Raw genomic sequence first — 22,279 nt, 5'->3', positions numbered from 1 at the left:
CGCCGCCACGAGCGGCCGACGCGAGCTCGCCCCGGCCGGGCCCGGGGGCGAACCGGGCCGCGCCCACCTCCAAGGGAGCCAGCGTTGACCTTCCGCACCACCGGACACCGCGGCGCCATGGGTGTCGAACCCGAGAACACCCTGCGCTCCTTCGTCCGCGCCGAGCAGGAGGGGTTCGACTTCATCGAGCTCGACCTGCATCTGAGCAAGGACGGTGCGCTCATCGTCATGCACGACGAGGACGTCGACCGCACCACCGACGGCTCCGGGGCCATCAGCGACCTCGCCCTGGCCGAACTGCGGGAGCTCGACGCGGGCCAGGGCGAGCGCGTGCCCGTCTTCGAGGAGGTGGTGGATGCGGTGGCGGCCCCGCTCCAGGCCGAGATCAAGGACGTGGCGGCGGCCAAGGTACTGGCTGACGTGCTGGCCAGCCGCGACCTGCTCGACCGCGTCGAGGTCATCTCCTTCCACGACGAGGCGATCGCCGAGGTGGCCGCGCTGCTGCCGCAGGCGCGCACCGGCCTGGTGGCCAGCCGGTTCGGGCTGGACGTGGTGGACCGCGCGCTCGCCGTCGGGGCCGCGATGCTGGTCCTCAACATCCGTCGGCTCACCGTGGAACTGGTCGACCGCGCCCACGCCGCCGGGCTCGACGTCTACGCCTGGACCGTGAACACCCCGGGGCACCTCGCCATCGCCCGGGGCATGGACCTGGACGGCGTGACGACAGACTTCCCGCAGATCAAGGACGCGGCCCGGCAGACGGTCTGACCTGCGGGACCGCTCCCCGACCCGGGCCGCGAACCCGTAGCCGCCGGGCACTCGCCGGGCGCCCCCGCGCGCCGCGGGTGCCTGCGTCCGGGGCGGCCGGTCGCAGCGGCGCACACCGGTGCGCTCCGACGTCGCGGCGCATCGACGGTGGAAGGCGACAGGGTGGCGGTTCCGGGCACACTAGGCTGACTGACCCGTTTCGCCCATTCGCCGACATTCGGACGGTGCCCTGCGTAGGGTCACGGCCATGGTGCATGTGCTGAGCAGCCGCGTACTGTTGCGTCCCACCGACCCTGAACGTTCTCGCGCCTTCTACGGACGCACCCTCGGTCTTGAGATCGCCCGAGAATTCGGCACCGGACCCGAGCGGGGGACCGTCTACTTCCTGGGCGGCGGTTTCCTTGAGGTCTCCGGACGCTCGACCGCCCCCACCTCCCCCGACCTCCAGCTCTGGCTCCAGGTCGCCGACGCCGCCGCCGCGCACAAGGAGGTGTCCGAGCGCGGCGCGCAGGTGTTGCGGCCTCCGTTGCAGGAGCCCTGGGGGTTGGTGGAGGCGTGGATCGCCGACCCCGACGGCGTCAAGATCGTCCTGGTGGAGGTGCCTGTCGACCATCCACTGCGCTACCGTCCCGGCCTCTGACCCGAGCCCCGTCCCGCCCGCGCGCCGCCCGCCAGGCGGCGCGCCCGGGGCCGGTTCACCGACCAGCGGGCACGGCATGCCGCCGCCGGTGTGCGGCAGACTCCGGCCGCCCGGCCCGCGCCGGAGCGGACACCGCGAGTACCCTCACTCGTATGGGCTACCGCAGCCGGCATCAGGGTCGGCCGCCCGGCCCCGGCTCCGCACTCGGAGGTCATGGTGTTCAACCTGGTCGAAGAGCTCTTCGCCCCTGGCCGCAAACACACCCAGGACGAGCGGGAGCGGCTGGAGCTGTGCGTGGACGACATCGGCGACGCCGACCCCGCCCGCGGGCCGATCGACTTCACCACGGGTCGCGTGACGATACGGCCTCCGGCACCGCCCGCTGACTGACACCGGCCCCGGCAGCACACCCACCGCGCCGGGCCGCCACCCACTCCCGGCCCGAACCGATTCGCCCTGTTCGCCCGCCGACCCCTCCCCTACTCCCGGCCCCCGACTGCCGCCGCCGGAACCACCCGCCCCGAGTGCGCGATGACGGGTCAAGTAGCCATGAGGGGACGGGAGTTCACCCGTTCCGCTCACCGCCCCAGCTCCCGGCGCAAGCCATTGCGCAGCGGTGCCACCGCCAATGCACCACCGCCGCACCCTCCCACCCGGCGCCAGTGTGGCCACCCACGGCCGGGCTCAGCAGACCGGCCCCGCCCTGTCATGCAGTCGACAAGTGGCCCTTCCCCGGAGTCCTCGACTCCGCAAGCTCGTCGTCACGTGTCGTACGTCACTTCGGCGCCAGGACCGTACCAGCGCCCAGCCTGCCCCTCATAGGCTGAGGAGCATGATGGTCCCGCTCGTGCTGCTGGTCCTTGGCACATTGGCCGCGGCATTGGCACCGCGGATGCTGACCCGCTCCGACTGGCCCGACCGCGAACCGGTGCTCGCCCTCTGGGTGTGGCAGTGCGTGGTGGTCGGCGTCATCATGTGCTGCGCCATGGCGATGGCCCTGAGCGCGGCGGCGGCCTGGGAGGCCGTGCGGGGCAACATCTTCGCGCCCGCGCCGAACGGCGTCGTCGAGGCGTACGCGCTCACCGCGTACGGCACCTGGGCCGCGCCCATGGCCGTCGCGCTGGCGCTGGGCGCGGTCTGGACCGTCATCATGCTCACCCGCGAGGTGCGCGGGTCCCGCGCCCAGCGCAAGCAACGCCGCCGGGAACTTCTCGTACGCGCCCCGCAACTGCCCGGCGAAGAGCCCAGCGGGGACCGGCTGGTGGTGCTCGAAGGCGACCGGCCGGACGCCTGGTGGCTGTCGGGAGCAGCGCCGCAGCTCGTCATCACCACGGCCGCGCTGCGCCGGTTGAACGGCCGCCAACTCGACGCCGTGCTCGCCCACGAACAGGGCCACGCGCAAGCCAGGCACCACTGGTTGCTCAACGCATCGGCGGCGTTGGCGAGCGGGTTTCCGCAGGTCCCGGTGTTCGCCGCGTTCCGGGACCAGGTGCACAGGCTCGTGGAGCTCGCCGCCGACGACGTCGCGTCGCGCCGCTTCGGCCGGCTGGCCATCGCGCTCGCGTTGGTCGAACTCAACGAGGAGCGCGGCGTCTTCGGGCCCTGCCCGAGCATCGCCGAGGTGCCGCGCCGGGTGGATCGGCTGCTGACCCCGCGGCCCCGCTTCACGACGGCGCGCCGCTGGCGGTTGACCGCGGCGGCGGCGCTGGTGCCGGTGGTTCCGGTGCTGGTCACCTTCGTACCGGCGTTGCGCGCCCTGAGCTGACCGCGGTCAGACCCCCGCCAGGCCGGCCCCGGTCCGGGCCCATGCCGGCCGACCCCGATTCGTATTCCGGGCGACTGGCCCTGGTCCGAGCCCCCGTTCCGCCGACCACGATCCGCATTCGGACCGAGCGGCCCTGGTCCGCGTCCCGACCGACTGGTCCTGGTCCTGGTCCGTCCGTGTTCCGGCCGGCCGCCCCGCCCACGTCTCGACCGGCCCCCGTCCATGTCCTGACCGACCCCACTCCGCGTCCCGACCGGTCCCGGTCCGCGTTCCCACGGCCGCGGCGCCAAGGCATCTGTCAGCACGGCACCGACCGGGTGGCATGGGTGCGCCGTCGGCTCCCTAGGGCGTGCGAGTGGTCCGCGCACCACGCGTACGGGCCCTTGCCCCGTGCCCCAGGGCGTCCACGATCATTCACCCCATGGAGCCGCCGACCCCCACCCACGCCGCCCGCCCGACCACCCCCGCCCGGCCGGGGCGGCGCCCCTGGCTGTTGGCCGGGGCGGGGTGTGCGGCGCTGTTCGCCGTACTGCTCCCGCTGGTCGCCGCCGGGTGGGGGCCGCTGCTGTCCCTGGACCACGACATCGCGGACGGGCTGCACCGCTCCGCCGTCGACCACTCCGGCTGGACGCGGACCCAGCGGATCTTCTCCGACTGGGTCTGGGACCCGTGGACGATGCGTGCGCTGCTCGCGGTGGTGGCCGGCTGGTACGTGTGGCGCGGGCGCTGGCCGATCGCCCTGTGGCTGGCGGTGGCGACGGCCGCGGGAACGGTGGTCCAACAGGGCCTCAAGGCGGCGGTGGGCCGGGACCGACCGCAGTGGCCCGACCCGGTGGACTCGGCCCACTACGCCGCCTTCCCCTCGGGACACGCCCTCACCGCGACCCTCACCTGCGGCCTGCTGCTCTGGCTGCTCGCCGCACACCGGGTGCGCCGACGGTGGCGGGGCCTGGCGGCGGCGGTGGCCACCTTCTCCGTGGTCGGCGTGGGCTTCACCCGGCTGTACCTGGGCGTGCACTGGGCGACCGACGTGCTCGCCGGGTGGTTGCTCGGCGTGGCCCTGACCGCCATCGCCGTCCTCTTCTGCCCCACCGTCCCCACCCCGTACGACACGAACGCCCCGGCCGCCCCTCCGGCACCCGAGCCCCCACACCGGCGGCAGCGACCCGAAGGTGACCACCACCCGCACACCCCCGGGCCTGACACCCCCTAACCCACAACAACCCCCACCACGGCCAGCCACCCACAACCGGCCACGCCGTACACACCCACCCCATGCGCTCCCACCCCACCCCACCCACGGTCGCGCGGCACACCCCGCACCGCACCCGCCAGACGCCACCCCCATCCCGTGGGGTGGGACGTGGCAGAGTGCTCCCATGAGCAACTTGGATCTGCGGCCCGCGCCGAGCGTCTGCGGCGGGCGCGCCGACGTCACCGCACAACCCGTCCGAGAGCTACTGCCGGCCAAGCCCGTCACGCTCGGCGCGAGCACCCAGGTGCGCCGACTGCTGCCCAGCATGGGGCGGCGCATGGTGGGCGCATGGTGCTTCGTCGACCACTACGGGCCCGAGGACATCGAGCGCGAACCAGGCATGCAGGTGCCCCCGCATCCGCACATCGGCCTCCAGACGGTGAGCTGGTTGCACGACGGGGAGGTGCTGCACCGCGACAGCCTCGGCAGCGAACAGGTCCTCCGCCCCGGCCAGCTCGGCCTGATGACCGCGGGCCGCGCCATCGCCCACGCCGAACAGTCCCCGCGCCAACACGCGAAGCTGCTGCACGGCGCCCAACTGTGGGTGGCGCTTCCTGACGCGCATCGCCACACCGCCCCCGCCTGGGAGCACCACGCGGAGTTGCCCCAGGTCAGCGGCGGAGGCGGGCTCAGCGCCACGGTCATCCTCGGCGAACTGGACGGCGCCCGCTCCCCCGGCACCACCTTCACCCCCCTGATGGGCGCAGACCTCACCCTGGCCGCCGGCACCGACACCCGCCTCCCTCTGGACCCCGACTTCGAGTACGCAGCCCTCACCATGTCGGGCGAAGCCGAGGTGGACGGCGTACGCCTACCCCCCGGCTCCCTCCTCTACCTCGGCTGCGGTCGCCGCGAACTCCCCCTGCGCGCCGACGTGGACAGCTCCTTCCTCCTCCTCGGCGGCGAACCCTTCGACGAGCGCTTGGTCATGTGGTGGAACCTCATTGGCCGATCCCATCAGGATATCGCAGAGGCTCGCGAGGAGTGGATGACGGGCACCCTCTTCGGCGAGGTCAGCTCGTACAGCGGGCCACGGCTACTGGCTCCTGAACTGCCGCCGGTGCCCTTGAAGGCGCGGGGACGTACGCGCTGACCTGGCTTTTTCGCCCTCCGCATCGTGAGGCGATGCCTGAGCTCTACTGAGGCCGGGGCCCTGGCCAACTCGACACCGCCCTAGGCCCCGGCACCGACCGACGAGGGCGTCATGCACTTCGGTCAGAGCATCGCGTGATCCAGGGTTCAGGCCGGTGTGGGCATGTCTGGCAGACCGAATGCTGACCCAATGCTGACTTTTCTGACGCAGCGTCAGCTAACCTTCGCCGACACCCCAGGAAGGCCGGGCGTTCCCCGCTCCACTGAAGCGGCGCCACAGCCGAACCCCTCCGCATCGCACGCCTGGGACCTGTCTTGGACCACCTCGTGCACGACGGAAGCACGAGCGGCGCCGGGAGGGGCACTGCAGGAAGCAAACAACTGCCGTCTACGCCGAAGCCGGGCGACGCAACGGATACGGGAGTACGAGGCAGGTGAGAGGCACCCGGCCTGCGGGGGGGGGCGACGCCGAACGGGCTTGACGGCCTCCACGGCCGCGCAGCATCAGCTGCCTGCACTATGGCCGGCCGGGCCTTCGCACCGGCGCGAGCACCACCCCGCACGCAATGACCCACGGCAGAGACGGCGCTGCCCGGGCCCAGCCTGCGCGCAGTATCGCCGAGCAATGCCGGTTGGCCAAACCGGGGCGTTTGCAGACCATGAATACGGCTAGCGGCCCCCATCGCCGAGCGACCGCTAGCGAAATTCACTCACTCACACCTCACGTCACCCACTATTCCTTGGGAATCGCAATCTCGTCACAGTTCATGAGCATCAAACAAGTCGCCACACTACTAAATGTGTCACCCAGTTGGGTTTACAAAAGCGCCGCACGGTGCGGCCTCCCGATGTATAGGTTCGACTCGGGGCGCAACGCCAAGATCCAGGTTGACGTGTCAGAACTTCAGGCATGGGTTAAACAACAGAGAGTAGATCACGTGTAGTCGTTTTTACGCGAAACCTAAACCTAACATAAGCAGCGATGTAAGGATTTGAGAACCTGACCAGAAAATCTCTACCCCGGGGAATGGGATCCTTTTTTAAGCAATGCGATCACCCTACGGCGCGATGGTCGAAGTGCCCCCACACATACAAGATTCGGTACCATGATGCCGCAGGGCATCAACGCCAGGAATCGGGGTTTACCACCCAGGAACAAGCAATCGGCAGGCTAACGCAAGTTTACAACATACGAAAAACCGCTGCCAGCCGAGCAGGCAGCGCAGCACGGGTCCATGAGGTTCAGGGAATACGCTACCCAGCGGAAGGCGAGACAACGTGGGCTGGCTCAATCCTCGGTACACCAACTCGATTCCTTGCTGGACCATCACCTCTTCCCCGCGTTCGCCAGCCGACGCATGAACACCTTCGACCACAAGGTGGTCGAAGGGTTCATCCAAGATATGGAAGACAGGGGAATTGGCGCGGCCACGCAGGCCAATGCATTCGGTAAACTACGATCAATCTTGCTCCACGCGCATCGACTGGGGATCTACACAGAGAATCCACTGGAGGGCATCACACCGCCTCATTACGCACCACGCCCCGCCGTCATCCCGTCCGCTTCTCAGTTGCAAGAAATCCGCTCATCCGGAAGCCATGAATTCCGACTCGTAACAGACCTGATGAGCGGCTGCGGAATGCGCAACGGCGAAGCCCTGGCAGCAAACATAGCAAATCTCATCTCTGATGATATCTACCGAATTGCTGAACAAGTAAACCAGAACACAGGGAACTACGGCCGCCTCAAACATCGAAGGGAAGGAGAGTACCGTGACGTCCCCCTACCTTCTAGTAGTGCTTGGTCATGTGTGGTCTGTGATGGCGTGTCTTCTTGATCGGTCGTGTCGTTGACCGGGTGTGTTGAGTGTGGAGTTGGCTGTGGTCCGGTGTGATCTGGAGGACTTCGCGGCGGAGATGTTCGAGCCGTTCGCGCGGGCGGATCAGCGGCGGTGGGGTGGGGTCTATCTGCGTGGCCTGTTGCTGGACGGCGGGCGTAAGTCGGTGGAACCGATGGCCGCCCGCCTTGGTGAGGACGGTAACCGGCAGGCCCTGGCCCACTTTGTCACTTCCAGCCCGTGGGATGCGGCGCATGTACGGGCCCGGCTGGCCTGGCGCATGCAGCCGGTCATCAAACCCACCGCGCTGGTCATCGATGACACCGGGTGCCTCAAGGACGGGGACGCGTCAGCGTGCGTGACCCGGCAGTACACCGGTACCGCGGGCAAGGTCACCAACTGCCAGGCCGGAGTCTCACTGCACCTGGCTTCCCACGGCGCCTCCGCGGCCGTGAACTGGCGCTTGTTCCTGCCCGGGAGCTGGGATCCCGCCTCGCCGAAAGCCGATCCGGCCAAAGTGGCCCGCCGTAACAAGTGCGCCATCCCCGTCCAGGTGGGCCATGTCGAGAAATGGCAGCTGGCCCTCGACATGATCGACGAGACGCGGTCCTGGGGCATCGACGTGCCCCAGGACATCGCCGACGGCGGCTACGGGGACACCGCCGCCTTCCGACTCGGCCTGGAAGAACGCGGTCTCGACTACGTGGTGGGCATCTCGACCACAACCACCGCACAACCCCAGGACGCACGGCCATCGACCCTGGCCTACTCCGGCAGGGGCCGGCGGTCGGTCCCTGCCTACCCCGAGCCGGCACAGCGGGTGAAGGACCTGGTCACCGGGGCCGGCAAGTCTTCCGCGCGGCCAGTGCAGTGGAGGGAGGGATCACGGCCGGGCAGCGGCCGCAGCGGGTACAAGCGCATGTACTCCCGCTTCGTCGCGCTGCGGATCAGGCCCGCCGGGCGCGAGATCTGCCAGGCCACGACCGCCGCCGAGCTTCCGGTCCGCTGGCTGCTGGCTGAGTGGCCCGCCGACCAGGACGAGCCCGTGCAGTTCTGGCTCTCCAACCTGCCCGCAACCACCCCGCTGCCCGTCCTCGTGCGCACCGCGAAGCTCCGCTGGCGCGTCGAGAACGACTACCGCGAGATGAAACAGGCCCTGGGCCTGGCCCACTTCGAAGGCCGGACCTGGCCGGGCTGGCACCACCACGTCACCCTCGTCTCGGTCGCCCACGCCTTCTGCACCCTGCAACGACTGAACCGCCCCCCAAAAGAGACGGCGTCGGCCTGACCCTCTACCGAGTCGTCCGCGAGCTGAAACTACTCCTCGCACTCTGGACCGGCGCCTGCCCCACCTGTCACCGCGACATACCAAACCCCGCACCAACATGACCAAGCACTACTAGTACTCCAGCCGGACTTCTCCACCCCGCCGACCGCGGTGCTGTCTAGAGTGTGATCATGCCGTCACTCATCAAGCGTTCCCTTGTCGCGCCCTGGCTCCTCGTGCTGCTGGCCGGTTGTGCTGGTGGCACGGACTCGCCCACCGAGAGCAAGGTGAAGCCGAGTTCGGGTAACACCGCTGGCGGGTACGGCGACATTCTCGTCGCCGGCAGGCCCGTCACAGGGTCCAAGCCGAGCGGGAACAAGAAGATTCCGTATCAACGCACCTACACAGAAGGCGCGTTGTATGCACCCGTGACCGGCTATCGGTCGCTCGCCTTCGGCGCCGCGGGGCTGGAGTCCATCTACGAGGACACCTTGACCCACCGCAAGGGCGACGTAGAAACCACCATTGATCCGGAGGTGCAGAAGGCAGCCTTCGAGGCGCTCGGTGAGCGGCGTGGGGCGGCGGTCGCGCTCAATGCCAGGACAGGGGCACTGCTGGCTGTCGTGAGCACGCCTTCCTACGACCCGGCGGCGTTCAGCGGCAACTTTCCCAAGGACCAAGATGCCTGGCGGAAGGCGGGCGACGACAAGAATATGCCCATGCTCAACCGGGCACTGCGCGAGGCGACCGCGCCCAGCGAGACCTTCGACATCGTGATAGCCGCGGCGGCTCTGGACCACGGCCTGTACGACACGGTGGACGAGCCCACGCATGGCGGCTCGGGTGAGTGCGCGAACGCCACCATCCGTGAGGCCCTGGCCAGGTCCTGCGACGAGAACATCGCAAAGCTGGCCACGGAACTGGGCGAGGAAAAACTGCGCGATACCGCAGCCGCGTTCGGCTTCGGCGATGACGAGCTTTTGGTCCCGAACCGGGTTACAGAGAGCAGGTACGGGAGCTACAGCAACGGGGACATCACCGTCACCCCGCTCCAACTGGCCAGGGTGACGGCGGCCCTCGCCAACCGTGGCCTGCTGAAGGGCCCGCACCTGGTTGCCGAGGACGAGGAGGGGCTGGTCACGCAGAGCGTCCCGGCAGCCACGGCGGGCCTGCTGCTCCCCGCGGTGCGGGGGAAGAAGGAATGGGCGCCGACCGACGCCGGTGACGGAACCCCATCCTCCTGGTCCCTCGCCTATGCCCGGACCGAGAAGGGCGACACCGTCGCACTCGCGGTCCGCGTGACAACCTCGGACGCAGCCACGGCCGCCCGTGTCACGGCGGCGATGACCGAGGCGCTTTCCTGAGGAGGCTTGCGGCGGTGCTGAGGACAGCCTGCGTGACGGTTGTGATCAGGCTTCGCGAGCGGACACCATCCGCGCATCCCCTCCCGCCGCGCTGCTGCAACCAGCCGTTACCCAGCACGAATGAAGAAGTCCGGCTGGAGTACTAGCCAGCATTGAGTACTGCGTGGCCGATCAGCGTGCCGAGCCTGAACGGCGAGCCCCCTGCAAGCCGAGTTCATCGTGACGTAGGTCCCGCCCCCACCATCAAAGTGATTCTCCGCGGCGAGTGAGACCGCGCATCGATGCCCTGGTTAGTGGGCCTCGGTTGCGCCCATTCAGTGGCAGGTGAGAAAGCGAGTGGTGATGGGCGACAGGTAGTCCGCGTGTGGGCCGTTCAGCCCTGTCAGGTCGTCTGATGTACGCACGAGAACGATGCGGTCGAGTTCAGGTTCGTTCCCTTGGTTCTGCTCGGCTGTTGTTGCTTCGGTGAAAGCTTCGAGCAGCGTTGTTTCAGGGTGGGGTGGGGCGAGGTAGGTCAGGCCGATGCTGTTGTTCTCGCCGCGGGTGGCGCACCATAGGCGCAGGTCTTGGGCGGAGACGCTGATGCCTACCTCTTCGGTGAGCTCGCGCGCGGCTTGGCCGGCCAGAGTTGCCTCGTCCAGCAGCGTTTCGTTGAGGGGAGGTTCCACTGAGCCTCCTGGCAACTGCCAGCGACCGGGGGCAGCCGTGGACGGGGACATTCTGACCACCAGCATGCGGCCGTCGTCAGTCGGTTGGATGGTGTTCACGAACAACGAGGGGAGTGCGGTGGCTCCGGGGACGCGGCGTAGAGCGTAGTGCCGGTAGGTCACGCGGACCCAGGACAGATGCAGGGTGCGCGGTCCGGGCTGCTCCAGTCCCCCGCATGCCACCACGGGGCCATCCCACAGGGCAGGGTTGTCCTGAACCGCCCTGTCCCACACTCGGTCTCGGGCCTCGGCATCGTGGGGCGTCAAGGGCGGTTCCGGCGCTTCGGACACCACGAGATGCTCGACGTCGAAGAGTTCAATACTCACGGAGGTAGTGTTCCAGTCCCGAGGGCGTACGGGGGTCGCCCCGCATCGTGGAGCGGCGGTGCGCCATTCGACCGCCGCGAGTTCTGCCTGTGGGTGGGCCCTCATGACGGTGCTGTGTTCGAGGGCCTTGCCGGTAGCGTCCTCGTTAGAAGTGGTCAGGTAGCCAAGGCTCGTGGCGGGTTGTGCTGTGGACGAGGGTGGTGAGTGCTTCTTCCGATGTTGCGTGGACTCCGGCCATGCGTGCTGAAGTGGCGGATCGGTAGCCGCCCGCGTACCAGACCGCGAGTTGGCGGCGGGTGAGGGTGACCTGTTCGGTGATGCGGGTGGGTGTGCATTCGGCCGTTCCGGATTTGATGGTGAGCATCCATCGGTTCGATCCGCCCGCATCGTCTTCGACTTTCATCGGTATGGCGGTGGTGAGGTCGGGAGGCCATCCCCGGCGTTGGGTGGCGGTGGGGAGGTTGAGGATTCGGAGCATCCAGGGGTGCCAGGCGTCAGCGGTGGTGCGGTGGTGGCGTAGGCCGTGGAGGAGGGCGGGAGGCCGCCGCGTCGGAAGGTTGTGGTGCGGGCGCGGGTGTTGTGGCGGCCAAGGAAGGCGAGCATGGCGACTGCGGTGGGCTGGCTGTCGGCCCAGAAGTCGTGAACAGTCAGGTTCATCCCGTGTCGCTCGTGCCGTTGGGTGGTGAGGCTCAGGAGGCCGGCTGTTGGGTGGCCAGGCCGGGCGAAGCGGTAGCTGGTGAGGTTGCTCTTGTCGTGCTTCCACTCGTTCCACCAGGTGGGTCGGTGGAGGGGGCCGTTCCAGTGGCGGGCGAGGCGGCGTTGAAGGGATTCGGTTTCGTTGGTCAGTCCGTGCTGGACCTCGAAGTCGGTGTCAGTGAAAGAGCGTTGGAGGTCGTCGGTGGCCACTGTCCAGGCGAGGACTTGGGTGGGGGCTTCCCAGCCGAGGTGGCGGGCGTAGCCGGTGGAGGAGGTGCTGATCGTGGAGACCACCGCCCCGCGTTCGGCCAGGGGACGTAGTCGTGCGGCGGTCATGGCGGTGGCCAGGTGTTCGCCGCGTTCCTCAGGGGCCACGCATCCGTCGCCGAGGCAAGCACTGGGGACGGGGTTGCCACCGAAGAACTGGTCGAGGAGGAGGCCGAGGCCGCCGGCGATGACCCGGTGTCCGCGGATGGCGACGTGGAGGTCGGCGTGTTCGCGTAGGTGGGTGATGTCGCTGATGGGGTGGCCGTAGGCGCGGGTGGCGAGTTGGTCGTATTGCTCCCACAGGCCGTCATCGGCTGATGTGAAGGTCAACTGCTGGTGCATGGCTCGCCTTCAGTAGTGGGTGGCGTCGCGGGCGGCATCGGCGTCCAGGGGGATGAGGAAGGTGCGGGTGAAGGTGAGAACGTTGGTGATGTGTTGGTTGTGGGCAGTGGTGCGGCAGGTGATGACGCCGGTGTCGGGTCGGCTTTGGGATGCCCGGCGGGTGAGGATCTTCGTCTCGGCGTACAGGGTGTCGCCGATATAGACAGGTGCGGTGAACCGCACGCGGTCGAGGGCGAGGTTGGCGGTGGGCAGTCCGCTGATGCTGCGTACGGTCATGCCCGCCACGAGGTTGAGTGTGACGCCGGAGCAGACCAGGATGCGGCCCCACGGGGTTTGGCTGCTGTAGTGGGCGTCGACAAGTACCTCTGCTCCTTCCAGCGCTGGCTTCCCAGCCACCTGACCGGCATCGCCGGCCCCGAGCGCTCCAAGACGATCAGGCTCTTCGCGACCTGGCACATCCTTCCCCGGCTGCGGACCCGCGCCGAGAGGAGCCACATCACACCCAGCATTCGCCGCTTCGCCGCCGAACAGGTCAAGCACACGACCTCGTTCCTGCAATGGCTGGGCGAGCGGAACAGCACCCTCGCGTCATGCGGCCAGATCGACATCGACGCCGAACACACCCGCACCTGCTTGAGAGCCTTCCTCAACTGGGCCATGCGGAGCCGCCGTCGAGGCTCGCTCTCCATCCCCACGATGAAGACCTCCCGCCGGGCCGCACTGAGCGAAGACGAGCGCCTTGATGCCCAACCCGTGAGCCGCATCGTCCGGCTCAGCGTCGACGACGTCATCCGCGACGGCGACACCGTGCTGCTACGGCTCGGAGAGCCGGCCTCGCCCGTTCCCGCGCCGGTCGCTGAGCTGTTGCTGAGTTACATCGACAATCGCGACAACATGAACACCGCCACCAACCCGGCATCCCCCTGGCTCTTCCCCGGCCGCCGGGCAGGACAGCCGGCCCGCCCCGACCACCTGTCCGCACTCCTGAACGAGATCGGGGTCCCGGCCGCCGCTGCCTGCGGCGCCGCAATCCGCCAGCAGCTCCTCGAACTGCCCGGCCCCGTCGTCGCGGACGCTCTCGGCTACCACGACAAGACCACCAGCCGCCTCCGCAACGAGACCGGCGGAACCTGGAGCCGATACGCCCCTGGGGACCACACAAGGTCACCAGCGGGCTGGGTTCCTCGGGGAACCAGCGACAGCTGAATACGAGAGCGCACCAGTATCAACCCCTATACCATCGCGGCCGGCCTGAGCCTCGTTTCGACGAGCGCCCAGCGCCCGCTCGGCTCAAGACATGAGGACCTCCGACCATCTGTCAGTTCCCTTAGCGCTGTCCCATCTGACGTTAACCTCGCAGCGCACCGGCTGGCCGGTGGCGGTGAGTCCCCTGGCCGCGATGGCCTCCGATGGGTCGGAGAGGGTGCTGTGCAGGTCTCCGGCGACCTCAACCCCGCCCTTAGTGAATCCCAGAGTGTCCGGCGTCGCAGCGGTGGGATAGAACAACGCGTTTCCCGTGATCGTGTAGCTCCCCCGCGTGGTGTCTATCTGTTTGTTTCCTCTGCCTCCCGGGATAATGGAGGGCAGCTGGAAGGTGTCCTCCGCTCCGTCGGAGACATTGCCTTGCGCGTCGACCATCCATAACTCCCAATAGCGGTCGATAGCGGCATGTACGGACGAGTCCTTCGCCGTGACATAGGCGTCGATGGACGTTCTCGGCAAGGCGGACCATGCCTTCCCGTCCCACCGTTCCACGGCAAGGACCCGGTTGACCTCCTGGATGATCACACCCTGCTGAGGCAGGTCGACGCTCAAAGCCCGCACGCGTACGAAGCCGCCGCACGGGCCCTCCTCATCCTTCAGCGGCATGTGCGTGAAGACGCACCGCGTCGCGACCGGCGCAGCAGTGGTGGCCGCTGCGGGGGCGCGCTGGACCGGCGCCTGCGAGTGTTTCCCCGTCCGCACGCCTCCGAGCGGCACGGGGCCGGCCCCCGGGAAGGGCCGGGCCACCGGCGCGGACAGCGGGCGACGCAGGGCCTCTCTGGCGTTCGCCTCGGCTGCGCGCTCGAAGCGGTCGGAGGGATTCGACACCCCGAGACCCGGTCCGATCTCGGTACCTGCCACCAGGCCGCGCCGCTGCTGGATCACGTGAGTCAGTTCATGAGCGAGGGTGTGGTCGTCCGAGCCTCCGCGGCCGAGCACAACGTGCTCGCCCGAGGTAAAAGCGCGGGCCCCGATCTCAGCCGCGGATCGGGCGGCCGGGGCGTCGTCGTGGACGCGCACGGCACGGAAGTCTTCCCCCAGTCGCGATTCCATCTCGGTGCGCACCGGTTCGGCCAACGGCTGGCCCGGGGAGCGCAGAACGTCGTGCACGGCGGACCGCTGCACCGGTCCGGCCTCGGTCTCGGCTTCCATGCCGGTCGCGGTATCCCGTCCGCTGCCAGAGGGACGGTGGGCGAGCCGCTGTTGCTGGATCATCTGGGCGACCGCTGCGTTGCCGACAGTGGTCTGGAGGAACAGAGCCCTCTCCGGAGTCATCGGTGCGTCCGCCCGGAACCCCTGATCCGGGGAGGACGGCCGGGCAACACCGGTCCGGCTATTGGACGCCGTGCGCGACATCGTGTTGCTTCGCGGGTTCTTCGTGCGCTCGTGCACAAGTGTTTCCCTTCGCCGCGGCACTCGCGTCACGCGGATGCCCGCTACCACTTTTACCAGGCACCGTCGCAGCGGAGCAGGGCAGCGAGTGCACACCCTGGGCACTCTCCGTGCGCGGCAAGGTCGCCGACCTCTTCCCACCACCGAGCTGGACCCCACCGAGCGGGCCGCGCTCGACCAAGGGGTGACCGTACGGCGCGGCCAGGGCTACACCCCTGCGCGTCACCGCCGTCCCCTCCGTGCACCGCCAGTTCCTCACCCGCTGCCAGCCGCTCGACAGCGGCCACGACCTCCCCGCGATCCCCGCCCAGCGGCACCTGGAGCCGATACGCCGCCGGAGATCACGGAAGGTCACCAGCGGGCTGGGTCCCCCGGGGAACTGGCGACAGTTGAATACGAGAGCCCACCAGTACCGGAGGCCTGTACCGCCGGGCTGCGTGCCGGCCGTGCGGAAGAAGCAGTCCACCGCGCGCCCGGGACGCAAGGACACCCGAGCTCTTTGCAGCACCTTGGGCGACGAGGACCTGGCTCTCAGCTCAGTCGAATTCTGTGCCGCTGGAGACGGAGAGCCCCGCGGGGCAGGAAGACACAATCAAAGCGTTGGGACCGCAGAACGCGAGGCCGCCATCAGTACCAATCTGGTCCGTTCCGGCGGTAAGCAGGGCGGCCGAAGCGAGGGACACAGCAGCATAGATGATCTTGCGCATGGGCGGCCTCTCCTATGATGGGGAGTGTGTGCGCCCTCACGCCTTCCTCGCCCGATCGCCTCGGGCAGCACTACGCCGGAAGGGTCACCCGGACGCGGACCCGCGCCACCCGAAGGAAGCAGTCGACATACCGCGCCCCTGGTCTACCTGTCCGGCGGCGCAGGTCCGGGGCCGCAGAGAACCGGCGACAGGGTGCCTGTCCCCCGGGATCGTCGCTGCGTCACGAGGTGAGCGAACGTCGCGAGGGGGAGTCACCCAAATTTGGGTGACTCCCTCTCCATGCAGCCACAGCTGGCTCAACCAGGCGCTACGCCGTCCCCGGTTGCGGGTGACCGTCTCGACGTCGCCGCGGTGTTCCTCGGCGAGGGCGGGTTCGGCCGCAGTCGTGCTCGCGCAGATCCTACGAGTGGTGCCCGAAGCAGCGGGTTCCGGCCGACTTCGGGTTTCCTGGTACCGGTGGCGGCTCTCGCTCAGGGGAGGATCTTCAGGGACGACAGGTCATCGTTCCAGTTCCCCGTGAAGTTGGCGTGTGCGCCCGGTGCGACGGTCTTCTCCGCGCCCTGGTAGTCACCGTGGTCGTAGAACGTCACGTAGTGGCTGGTGTGGTTGTAGTAGGAACTCGCGACGTCTCCGAAGCCGTAGGGGTGCAGGTCGGGGAGACTCTGGTCGGTGACCAGGATGTCGTTCGAGCCGCTCTCGTTGAGGTCGTAGTTGAGGTAGGCGCACACGGATCCACTCGGACACGGACTGAGCCCTTGGCCCGGCGTGACGTACGCCAGCGCGGCGGCCGGAGAGGTGGTCAGGACGAGCGCCCCGACGGCGGCAGTTGCGATGGTTGCGAGATTCCTTGCCTTCATTTTTTCCTCCTTCGTGCAGTGAGCTCTGCGGGAATGGGTGTTCCCGAGCAGGCGTTGTAACCCAAAGTCATTATTTCATGACTCTTTGTTCCGAACGGGCGCCGCGCCGGAGCGCGCGGAAGTAGTCGAAGAACGCTCGGCTGTGCCCGCCCGGCACCGAAAGCCGGGGCGATGGCAGCGCTCTGCATTTCCGGCGCGTCACTGCACTGTGTGCTCGCTGGCCTGCTCTGATGCGGAATCAGATTGCCTGGCACCCGCCACGTCCAGGCGTACGTGGCGGACCGCACGAGAGAAGAGAGACTTCATGCGCCGCATCACCGCTGCGCTTCTGGGAGCCGTCGCCTTCGCTACGGTCACCACCACCACTGCGCAGGCCGACAGCTACTACGGGACCACCGCCTCGGTGGACGAAGTGAATTCGACCACGAGCGCCGAGGACTATGGGTTCGGGAACCTCTCCTCGAACCAGGCTTACGGCTACGACCTCAGCACCGCCACCAACCTCCCGCAACGGCGCCCCGGGCTCCTATCCGTGTCCACGGTGCAAACCGTGCGGCGCGTCGCGGACGATAGCCCCGGCGGCGCCGGGCTCAACCTGGGGAGACGACCCCAGGGGCCTGGGATCCCGGGGCCGACCTGAATGGGAAGTAGCGAGCACGCTGCGGGGCCGGCAGGCGATCTGCCGGGCCCGCAGCGTACGGGAGGGTGCCGGCGGCCTACGCCGTCTCCCGGTTGCGGATGACCTGCTCTGCGTAGTCCGTAGAGCCCAGTCGCAGGGCAGTGGCGTACTTGACCATCCAGTCGTACTGCTGGGCGATCAGGATCCCGGCGGATCGCGCGGGTGAGGGAGCCACCGAGCTTCCAGTCACCTTCCACCAGCGTCCAGCTCGCCAACAACTCATTCCGGCGACCAGTCCTGTCACACACTCGCCCCCTGCCATCGACCTGGGTTACTTGTTCCCTGGTGTCCGAGCAGGGTCAGTCGAGACTAAGGCCTGTCTGACAAATGATCATTCGTCAGACAGGCCTTAGTAGGACTCCGTTAGGTTTTCCGGTTCGGCCTGTTCCTAGGCATGTTGGGTCGATGGACGCACATGAAGTGAACCGTGTCCGGGTGAAGTTGGCGTTGTGCGTGGCTGATGTGTTCGCCTCGGTGCCGCGCAAGGACCAGCGAGCCAAGGGCGACTGCTATCTGCGGGGATTGATGCTGGATGGCCGCCGCAAGTCGGTCCAGGCCATGGCCTGGAGGCTGCCGGACGGCAACGAGCAGAACCTGCAGCAGTTCGTGAACCAGTCGACCTGGGATCCGGTGCCGGTACAGCGGCGGATCTGCGAACGCATGCTGCCGCTGATCGCCCCGATGGCCTGGGTGATCGACGACGTGCCACTGCCCAAGGACGGAAGAATGTCGGTCGCCGTGGCCCCGCAGTACTGCGGGGCCCTGGGCAAACGCGCCAATTGCCAGGTCGCGATGAGCGTGCACGCCGCCAGCGAAACCGCCTCCTGCCCGCTGCAGTGGCGCCTGTTCCTGCCCAAGGAGTGGGACGCGGACACCGAACGCCGCACCGCCACCCGCATCCCGCCGGAGATCGCCCACCGTGAGAAGTGGCGGCTGGCTCTGGACATGCTCGACAGGCTGGCCGACTGGGGCATGCGCCCGACGGTTGTCGTGGCCGACGCCGCCTACGGCACCGCCCACCTGCGGGCCGGCCTGGCAGACCGCGGTATCGACTATGTACTGGCCGTCCGCGCGGACCTCAGTGCCCACCCGTTCGACGCCCAGCCCGTGGCCCCGGACCGTAACGATCCCATCGGCTGCTGGCCTCAGCCCCGCTACCGCCAACCCGCCCCCTCGGTGGCAGCCCTGGCCGCCGGCCTCGGCCAGGAAGCATTCGTCTCCCTCGCCTGGCGGCAGGGCTCGCGCGGCGCGTTACGGTCCCGCTTCACCGCCGTCCGCATCCGCCCCGCGGGCAAGGCCGTCGAGCGTCCGATCCGGACCGCCGCCTCGACCGAACAGGGCTGGTGGAACGGCATCCTGCCCGACTGCTGGCTACTGGTCGAGTGGCCCAAGGGCGCCGAGGCGCCCACAGACTGCTGGCTGTCCAGCCTGCCGGCCGACACCCCGATCGCCGACCTGGTCCGTCTGGCCAAGGTCCGCTGGCGCATCGAGCACGACTACCGCGAACTCAAACACGGCCTGGGCCTGGACCACTTCGAAGGCCGGTCCTGGCCCGGCTGGCACCACCACGTCACCCTCGTGACCGCCGCCCACGCATTCCTCACCCAACAGCGGCTGGCCCCAAAAGCACCCACACCGGCCTCACTCTCTACCAGACCCTCGACACCCTCCAGGACATCCTGAGGTGCTGGACAGGCATCTGCACCACCTGCCAACAACCCATGCCCACCAGACCACACACGACAACAACACCGAGGCAGACCTAACGGAGTCCTATTAGGGCCCCTGCTTCCTTCGGGTGGCGCAGGTCCGCGTCCAGGTACCCCTTCCGGCGTGGTGCTGCCCGAGGCGACCGACCTGCCTGAAGATGACGGTCGACGGGCTCATCGCGTCAGCCGGTGGCGCAGGGGCTGCCGGGAGCCGGTTCGAGCAGGTCCACGATGTCGGGCGAGCTGCCACAGGGGTGTACCGGTAGGTAGATCGGCACCTCAATTGTCTCGCCGGAGACCTAGCCGGCAGAGCCAACGTCCGCAACTGCTACACCGGTGCCGGCGATACAAGCCGCTGCCAGTGCCGCGGTGACAGCGAAGATTCGAGTGTGCATATCTCTCTATGCTGATTCAGCCCATCGAGGGAGTGTCTGCCACCAGACCCGAGGCCTTGGGGAATAGCACAGGTGAACGATCTGGTACCGATGTCCCCGAACCATCAGGTAGCACGCCGCGCTCATGCCGGCCGCAAGTGCGGCCATCCAGGAGGGGTGCCCCAGGCGCTCAAGGACGAGGGCGTCCCCGTCCCGGAGATCGCGAAGAAACTCACCATCAAGACCGGGAAGAACACCGGCAAGTCCCCGTCGGTCGCCTCCCTCTACCGCGCGCTCGCCGAGGCCGAGCAGGCCACCGCGGACGACGACGCGCCGCTGTGGGCCAAGCCGGCCCGCATCCGCCGGCCCGAGGACCCGCTCACGCCCGAAGAGATCGACCTCCGCGAACGGCTTCAGGCCCAACCCCCACCCAAACGCCACAGGCGCCCCCGCGGATGACACGACACGGCCTCAGCGCGCTACCGCTGATTCCCGTTCCGATACTCCCCGGAGGCCCAATCCCACTGCATCGGCCCGCAACAGCCCTGAATCCGGCAGGACCGTGCGATTTCAGGCGCCGTGTACGAGTTCCAGAAGCGCGTGTGTGTCCCGCAGGTCGTGGATCACGTGATCAGCGCCGGCGCGGGCGAGTTCATCGATCGACGTGGTGCCCGACGCGACGCCGATGACCCGGGCGCCGCCCTCCCGTCCGGTGCTCACGTCCTGCAAGGAGTCCCCGACGATCACCGTGTTGTGCCGGTTGAACACGTGCCCGTACGCGGCTGCGGCGCGCCGCTGTGCGATGGCCACCAGTGCGGGGCGGTGTGGGTCGTCGGAGGCGTATGCGCCGAGTTCGGCTTCCACGTATCCGTCGAGCCCGAACGCCTTCAGTTTGGTCTCCGCGCTGCCGCGCAGGTTTCCCGTGACGACCGTGGGGAGGAGGTGCGGGTCGCTTCGTACGGCGGCCAGCGCTTCCACCGCCCCCGGCATCAGTCGACCGCTGGTCCGTAGTTCGTTCTCGTGGTGGGCGAGTCGTTGGGGGAGCTGGGCGACGATGCGGTGTGCGAGGTCGGGCACTTCGTGGTCGGGGACTGCGTTGGCCTGGAGTAGTTCGCGTACGGCCAGGGGCATGGTCACCCCGGTTCCCCGTGCGGGGAGCTGCGTCGCCTGGCGTCCGACGACGTCGTGGAAGACCTCTCGGTAGACGCGTCGGTCGGTGTCGCCGACGTAGAGCAGGGTGCGGTCGATGTCCCACAGCACCAGTCTCATGCGACCTCACGTTTGCCGAGGAGGGTGTCCCCGCGCTCCAGCAGCTCGCGTGTGAGCGCTGGTGGGTTGGGCTGTCGGAATTCGCTCAGCATCTTCTGTACGTGGTCGTCCAGTCGGGCGGAGCGGATGCCGGCGGCCAGGGTGATGACCTCGTGGCCGATGGCGCATCCGGCATCTGGGGCGCCTGCTCGGTGCTGGGCTGTGGCGGCGCGGGAGAGGAACTGGGCTCGCGTGCGGGCTTCGTCGGTGTTCAGGCTGGCGCGGGCGGCGTCGAAGGCCGTCGCGGCCCGGGCGGGCTTGCCCAGGTCCAGCCAGCAGCTCCCCGTCTGGCCCAGGATCTCCCCTTCGTTGATCCAGTACAGCCACCGCGGGTCGTGTTCTCCGGGGCCGCGGCCACAGAGTATGCGCGCCTCCTCCAGCGCTGCCTGGGCCTCGCGTTCCTCACGGAGCCGGGCGTGCCCGCGTGCCTGTCGCGTGAGCAGCATGGCGTGCAGTGCGGGCGTGTCGTGGCCGCTGATGTTCTGGCGGGCCGCGCGGGCGGCTGAGACGGCGTCGCGCGGGTCGCCGACCGAGTAGGCGTGGATGGCCAGGAAGGCGAGGGCGCCCGCCGTCAGCCGTGGGTCGCCGGAGGCGTGTGCGGCCCGTAGGGCGCCGAGGAAGATGCGCTGGCCTGCCGTGTGGGCGCCGCTGTCGAAGGTGTACCAGCCGGTCTGCATGGCGGTGTCGGCGGTGACCGCGGCCAGCCGGCGTCGTGTGTGGTCGTCGTCCGCGTTCTTCACCAGTTTGAGCACCACGTTCAGGTGTGCTTTGGCGGCGGGCAGCAGCGCGCCGCTCCCGCTGGTGGCGTCCAACTGCCGTAGCGCGTCCGTCGTCGTCTGCAACGAGTCGATCAGGGTGTCCGTGGCCTGCCCGTCGGCGGGCGGCGTCACGGCGGCGGCCTCCGTGGGGACGATGGTGGACTGGAGGACGTACTGCATGAGCCCGGCCCCACTCAGGGCCAGCACGTTTCGCCGGTTCATGGTCCCTCCGACAGCGACTTCCAACTCCGTCACCATACGGTCCGCCGTCCACGGCAACGCCGGGTCAATTCCCGCTGAAGCGGGCCTTTTGCTTCCCGACATCGGGGCCAGCAGCAGCGGGCGCAGGTCTGCGGGAAGGCCCAGGCTGTTCAAGAGGTCGATGATGGCCCGGGCGCCACGGAGTTCCTTCTGTCCTCGCTCCAGGTCGGAGATGAAGGACTGGGTCAGGCCCGTCAGGGAGCGCAGCGCCATCTGCGACATGCCCGACCGTCGGCGCAGGAGGCGTAAGAGCTCGCCGAAGTCCCATGCGGCCAGGGCCTGCTGGACGCGCGGGTCCCTCCAGGCGCGGTCAGGAATCCCGGTGGCCGCGGGTGTCCCGTTGTTCTCGGCCGCGCGGGAGCACGGCCCGCACACCGCGGTGGTGTTGTACTGGCTCAGGGCACGATCGCACTTGGCGCACTTTCGCCCGAAGGTCTTCTCCATGGTTGCCTCGTCGCCGCTTCCCACAACCCGACGGTGCTGGTAATCGGCAGCTTAGGCCCCCTTCTCGTATCGGGGGGGGGGGGGGGGGGCCCCCCGCGGGCCCCGCCGGGGCCGCGCCCGGACGTTCTGGGTGGTTTTTACAAATGGCGCAGGGCGCCGAAAAACGGGTTGGGTTGTAGGGGGGGGGGGGGGGAGTAAA

The 22,279-nt window shown here is 68.5% G+C and carries 24 protein-coding genes and 1 pseudogene; 14 read left to right on the top strand and 11 right to left on the bottom strand.

From position 1 onward, the window contains the following. Positions 1-84: 84 nt before the first annotated feature. From AAHZ94_RS04865 to AAHZ94_RS04820, 10 genes are all read left to right on the top strand, one after another. Positions 85-768 carry a glycerophosphodiester phosphodiesterase gene (locus AAHZ94_RS04865; protein ID WP_349990799.1) on the top strand — a complete coding sequence of 228 codons (684 nt, stop codon included), beginning with the start codon at positions 85-87 and terminating at the stop codon, positions 766-768. Between the two features lie 247 nt (positions 769-1,015). Next, positions 1,016-1,408, top strand: a complete 393-nt coding sequence (locus AAHZ94_RS04860) for a VOC family protein (RefSeq protein WP_349990797.1) — start codon at positions 1,016-1,018, stop codon at positions 1,406-1,408. A gap of 213 nt (positions 1,409-1,621) precedes the next feature. Beyond that, complete coding sequence (locus tag AAHZ94_RS04855; RefSeq protein ID WP_349990795.1) at positions 1,622-1,798, top strand: DUF6191 domain-containing protein; 177 nt, start codon at positions 1,622-1,624, stop codon at positions 1,796-1,798. Between the two features lie 442 nt (positions 1,799-2,240). Beyond that, positions 2,241-3,173: a M56 family metallopeptidase gene (locus tag AAHZ94_RS04850; protein WP_349990794.1), complete on the top strand. Its 933-nt coding sequence runs from the start codon at positions 2,241-2,243 to the stop codon at positions 3,171-3,173. Positions 3,174-3,594: 421 nt separating this feature from the next. Then, positions 3,595-4,386, top strand: a complete 792-nt coding sequence (locus tag AAHZ94_RS04845) for a phosphatase PAP2 family protein (RefSeq protein ID WP_349990792.1) — start codon at positions 3,595-3,597, stop codon at positions 4,384-4,386. A gap of 166 nt (positions 4,387-4,552) precedes the next feature. Further along, complete coding sequence (locus AAHZ94_RS04840; RefSeq protein ID WP_349990791.1) at positions 4,553-5,521, top strand: pirin family protein; 969 nt, start codon at positions 4,553-4,555, stop codon at positions 5,519-5,521. A 565-nt stretch (positions 5,522-6,086) separates the two neighbouring features. Then, positions 6,087-6,464, top strand: coding sequence for a helix-turn-helix domain-containing protein (locus AAHZ94_RS04835; protein WP_349990789.1), 378 nt, complete (start codon positions 6,087-6,089; stop codon positions 6,462-6,464). A gap of 414 nt (positions 6,465-6,878) precedes the next feature. Continuing rightward, positions 6,879-7,358 (top strand): site-specific integrase, encoded by a 480-nt coding sequence (locus AAHZ94_RS04830; protein ID WP_349990788.1) that lies wholly within the window; start codon positions 6,879-6,881, stop codon positions 7,356-7,358. Between the two features lie 22 nt (positions 7,359-7,380). Continuing rightward, the gene (locus AAHZ94_RS04825; RefSeq protein WP_349990786.1) at positions 7,381-8,646 is read left to right on the top strand and encodes an IS701 family transposase; all 1,266 of its coding nucleotides are present in this window, start codon (positions 7,381-7,383) and stop codon (positions 8,644-8,646) included. Positions 8,647-8,816: 170 nt separating this feature from the next. After that, positions 8,817-9,989 carry a penicillin-binding transpeptidase domain-containing protein gene (locus tag AAHZ94_RS04820; protein ID WP_349990784.1) on the top strand — a complete coding sequence of 391 codons (1,173 nt, stop codon included), beginning with the start codon at positions 8,817-8,819 and terminating at the stop codon, positions 9,987-9,989. 314 nt (positions 9,990-10,303) lie between these two features. Here AAHZ94_RS04820 and AAHZ94_RS04815 read toward each other — a convergent pair whose 3' ends face one another. From AAHZ94_RS04815 to AAHZ94_RS04800, 4 genes are all read right to left on the bottom strand, one after another. Beyond that, positions 10,304-11,023: an NUDIX hydrolase gene (locus tag AAHZ94_RS04815; RefSeq protein WP_349990783.1), complete on the bottom strand. Its 720-nt coding sequence runs from the start codon at positions 11,021-11,023 to the stop codon at positions 10,304-10,306. A 145-nt stretch (positions 11,024-11,168) separates the two neighbouring features. Further along, the gene (locus tag AAHZ94_RS04810; protein ID WP_349990781.1) at positions 11,169-11,426 is read right to left on the bottom strand and encodes a sterol carrier protein domain-containing protein; all 258 of its coding nucleotides are present in this window, start codon (positions 11,424-11,426) and stop codon (positions 11,169-11,171) included. Beyond that, the gene (locus AAHZ94_RS04805) at positions 11,423-12,328 is read right to left on the bottom strand and encodes a GNAT family N-acetyltransferase (RefSeq protein WP_349990779.1); all 906 of its coding nucleotides are present in this window, start codon (positions 12,326-12,328) and stop codon (positions 11,423-11,425) included. The genes AAHZ94_RS04810 and AAHZ94_RS04805 overlap by 4 nt, the downstream gene beginning before the upstream one ends. 9 nt (positions 12,329-12,337) lie before the next feature. After that, on the bottom strand, positions 12,338-12,724 hold the full coding sequence (locus AAHZ94_RS04800) for a MaoC family dehydratase (protein ID WP_349990778.1): 387 nt from the start codon (positions 12,722-12,724) through the stop codon (positions 12,338-12,340). Here AAHZ94_RS04800 and AAHZ94_RS04795 point away from each other — a divergent pair. Beyond that, a complete protein-coding gene (locus AAHZ94_RS04795; protein ID WP_349990777.1) occupies positions 12,662-13,534 on the top strand; it encodes a site-specific integrase in 873 nt (290 codons plus the stop codon). The genes AAHZ94_RS04800 and AAHZ94_RS04795 overlap by 63 nt on opposite strands. 84 nt (positions 13,535-13,618) lie before the next feature. Here the strand turns inward: AAHZ94_RS04795 and AAHZ94_RS04790 are convergent, their stop codons facing one another. The 3 genes from AAHZ94_RS04790 to AAHZ94_RS04780 all read right to left on the bottom strand — a co-directional run bounded on the left by AAHZ94_RS04790 (position 13,619) and on the right by AAHZ94_RS04780 (position 16,547). Beyond that, entirely contained in the window at positions 13,619-14,983 is a 1,365-nt protein-coding gene (locus AAHZ94_RS04790; protein ID WP_349990775.1) for an eCIS core domain-containing protein, read from the bottom strand. Positions 14,984-15,519: 536 nt separating this feature from the next. Then, positions 15,520-15,690, bottom strand: a complete 171-nt coding sequence (locus AAHZ94_RS04785) for a hypothetical protein (RefSeq protein WP_349990773.1) — start codon at positions 15,688-15,690, stop codon at positions 15,520-15,522. Between the two features lie 470 nt (positions 15,691-16,160). Then, positions 16,161-16,547 (bottom strand): peptidase inhibitor family I36 protein, encoded by a 387-nt coding sequence (locus AAHZ94_RS04780; protein WP_349990772.1) that lies wholly within the window; start codon positions 16,545-16,547, stop codon positions 16,161-16,163. Positions 16,548-16,851: 304 nt separating this feature from the next. On the opposite strand from AAHZ94_RS04780, the gene AAHZ94_RS04775 reads away from it, so the two are divergent. After that, positions 16,852-17,187: a hypothetical protein gene (locus AAHZ94_RS04775; protein ID WP_349990770.1), complete on the top strand. Its 336-nt coding sequence runs from the start codon at positions 16,852-16,854 to the stop codon at positions 17,185-17,187. A 76-nt stretch (positions 17,188-17,263) separates the two neighbouring features. Here the strand turns inward: AAHZ94_RS04775 and AAHZ94_RS04770 are convergent, their stop codons facing one another. Further along, complete coding sequence (locus AAHZ94_RS04770) at positions 17,264-17,401, bottom strand: hypothetical protein (protein ID WP_349990768.1); 138 nt, start codon at positions 17,399-17,401, stop codon at positions 17,264-17,266. Positions 17,402-17,631: 230 nt separating this feature from the next. Between AAHZ94_RS04770 and AAHZ94_RS04765 the strand changes: the two genes are divergently transcribed. Further along, complete coding sequence (locus AAHZ94_RS04765; RefSeq protein WP_349990766.1) at positions 17,632-18,909, top strand: IS701 family transposase; 1,278 nt, start codon at positions 17,632-17,634, stop codon at positions 18,907-18,909. Between the two features lie 208 nt (positions 18,910-19,117). Here the strand turns inward: AAHZ94_RS04765 and AAHZ94_RS04760 are convergent. Continuing rightward, positions 19,118-19,222, bottom strand: a pseudogene (locus AAHZ94_RS04760) (chaplin family protein); the annotation flags it as partial. 264 nt (positions 19,223-19,486) lie between these two features. On the opposite strand from AAHZ94_RS04760, the gene AAHZ94_RS04755 reads away from it, so the two are divergent. After that, positions 19,487-19,768, top strand: a complete 282-nt coding sequence (locus tag AAHZ94_RS04755; protein ID WP_349990764.1) for a hypothetical protein — start codon at positions 19,487-19,489, stop codon at positions 19,766-19,768. Between the two features lie 111 nt (positions 19,769-19,879). On the opposite strand, the gene AAHZ94_RS04750 is transcribed toward AAHZ94_RS04755, so the two are convergent. Further along, positions 19,880-20,578 (bottom strand): HAD family hydrolase, encoded by a 699-nt coding sequence (locus AAHZ94_RS04750; protein ID WP_349990763.1) that lies wholly within the window; start codon positions 20,576-20,578, stop codon positions 19,880-19,882. After that, entirely contained in the window at positions 20,575-22,104 is a 1,530-nt protein-coding gene (locus AAHZ94_RS04745) for a helix-turn-helix domain-containing protein (protein WP_349990761.1), read from the bottom strand. Before AAHZ94_RS04745 ends, AAHZ94_RS04750 begins: the two co-directional genes overlap by 4 nt. Between the last annotated feature and the right edge of the window lie 175 nt (positions 22,105-22,279).

The sequence above is a fragment of the Streptomyces sp. HSW2009 genome, assembly GCF_040240285.1.
Taxonomy (GTDB): Bacteria; Actinomycetota; Actinomycetes; order Streptomycetales; family Streptomycetaceae; genus Streptomyces.
Note: the sequence above shows the minus strand (reverse complement) of the source record. Positions and strands in the feature narration are given on the sequence as shown.

What these genes read in the sequence shown, in the direction of transcription:
- AAHZ94_RS04860 (WP_349990797.1), top strand. Translation starts at nt 1,016, where the DNA reads ATGGTGCATGTGCTGAGCAGCCGCGTACTGTTGCGTCCCACCGACCCT.
- AAHZ94_RS04855 (WP_349990795.1), top strand. Translation starts at nt 1,622, where the DNA reads ATGGTGTTCAACCTGGTCGAAGAGCTCTTCGCCCCTGGCCGCAAACAC.
- AAHZ94_RS04850 (WP_349990794.1), top strand. Translation starts at nt 2,241, where the DNA reads ATGATGGTCCCGCTCGTGCTGCTGGTCCTTGGCACATTGGCCGCGGCA.
- AAHZ94_RS04845 (WP_349990792.1), top strand. Translation starts at nt 3,595, where the DNA reads ATGGAGCCGCCGACCCCCACCCACGCCGCCCGCCCGACCACCCCCGCC.
- AAHZ94_RS04840 (WP_349990791.1), top strand. Translation starts at nt 4,553, where the DNA reads ATGAGCAACTTGGATCTGCGGCCCGCGCCGAGCGTCTGCGGCGGGCGC.
- AAHZ94_RS04835 (WP_349990789.1), top strand. Translation starts at nt 6,087, where the DNA reads ATGACCCACGGCAGAGACGGCGCTGCCCGGGCCCAGCCTGCGCGCAGT.
- AAHZ94_RS04830 (WP_349990788.1), top strand. Translation starts at nt 6,879, where the DNA reads ATGAACACCTTCGACCACAAGGTGGTCGAAGGGTTCATCCAAGATATG.
- AAHZ94_RS04820 (WP_349990784.1), top strand. Translation starts at nt 8,817, where the DNA reads ATGCCGTCACTCATCAAGCGTTCCCTTGTCGCGCCCTGGCTCCTCGTG.
- AAHZ94_RS04810 (WP_349990781.1), bottom strand. Translation starts at nt 11,426, where the DNA reads ATGAAAGTCGAAGACGATGCGGGCGGATCGAACCGATGGATGCTCACC.
- AAHZ94_RS04805 (WP_349990779.1), bottom strand. Translation starts at nt 12,328, where the DNA reads ATGCACCAGCAGTTGACCTTCACATCAGCCGATGACGGCCTGTGGGAG.
- AAHZ94_RS04785 (WP_349990773.1), bottom strand. Translation starts at nt 15,690, where the DNA reads ATGCGCAAGATCATCTATGCTGCTGTGTCCCTCGCTTCGGCCGCCCTG.
- AAHZ94_RS04780 (WP_349990772.1), bottom strand. Translation starts at nt 16,547, where the DNA reads ATGAAGGCAAGGAATCTCGCAACCATCGCAACTGCCGCCGTCGGGGCG.
- AAHZ94_RS04775 (WP_349990770.1), top strand. Translation starts at nt 16,852, where the DNA reads ATGCGCCGCATCACCGCTGCGCTTCTGGGAGCCGTCGCCTTCGCTACG.
- AAHZ94_RS04765 (WP_349990766.1), top strand. Translation starts at nt 17,632, where the DNA reads ATGGACGCACATGAAGTGAACCGTGTCCGGGTGAAGTTGGCGTTGTGC.
- AAHZ94_RS04750 (WP_349990763.1), bottom strand. Translation starts at nt 20,578, where the DNA reads ATGAGACTGGTGCTGTGGGACATCGACCGCACCCTGCTCTACGTCGGC.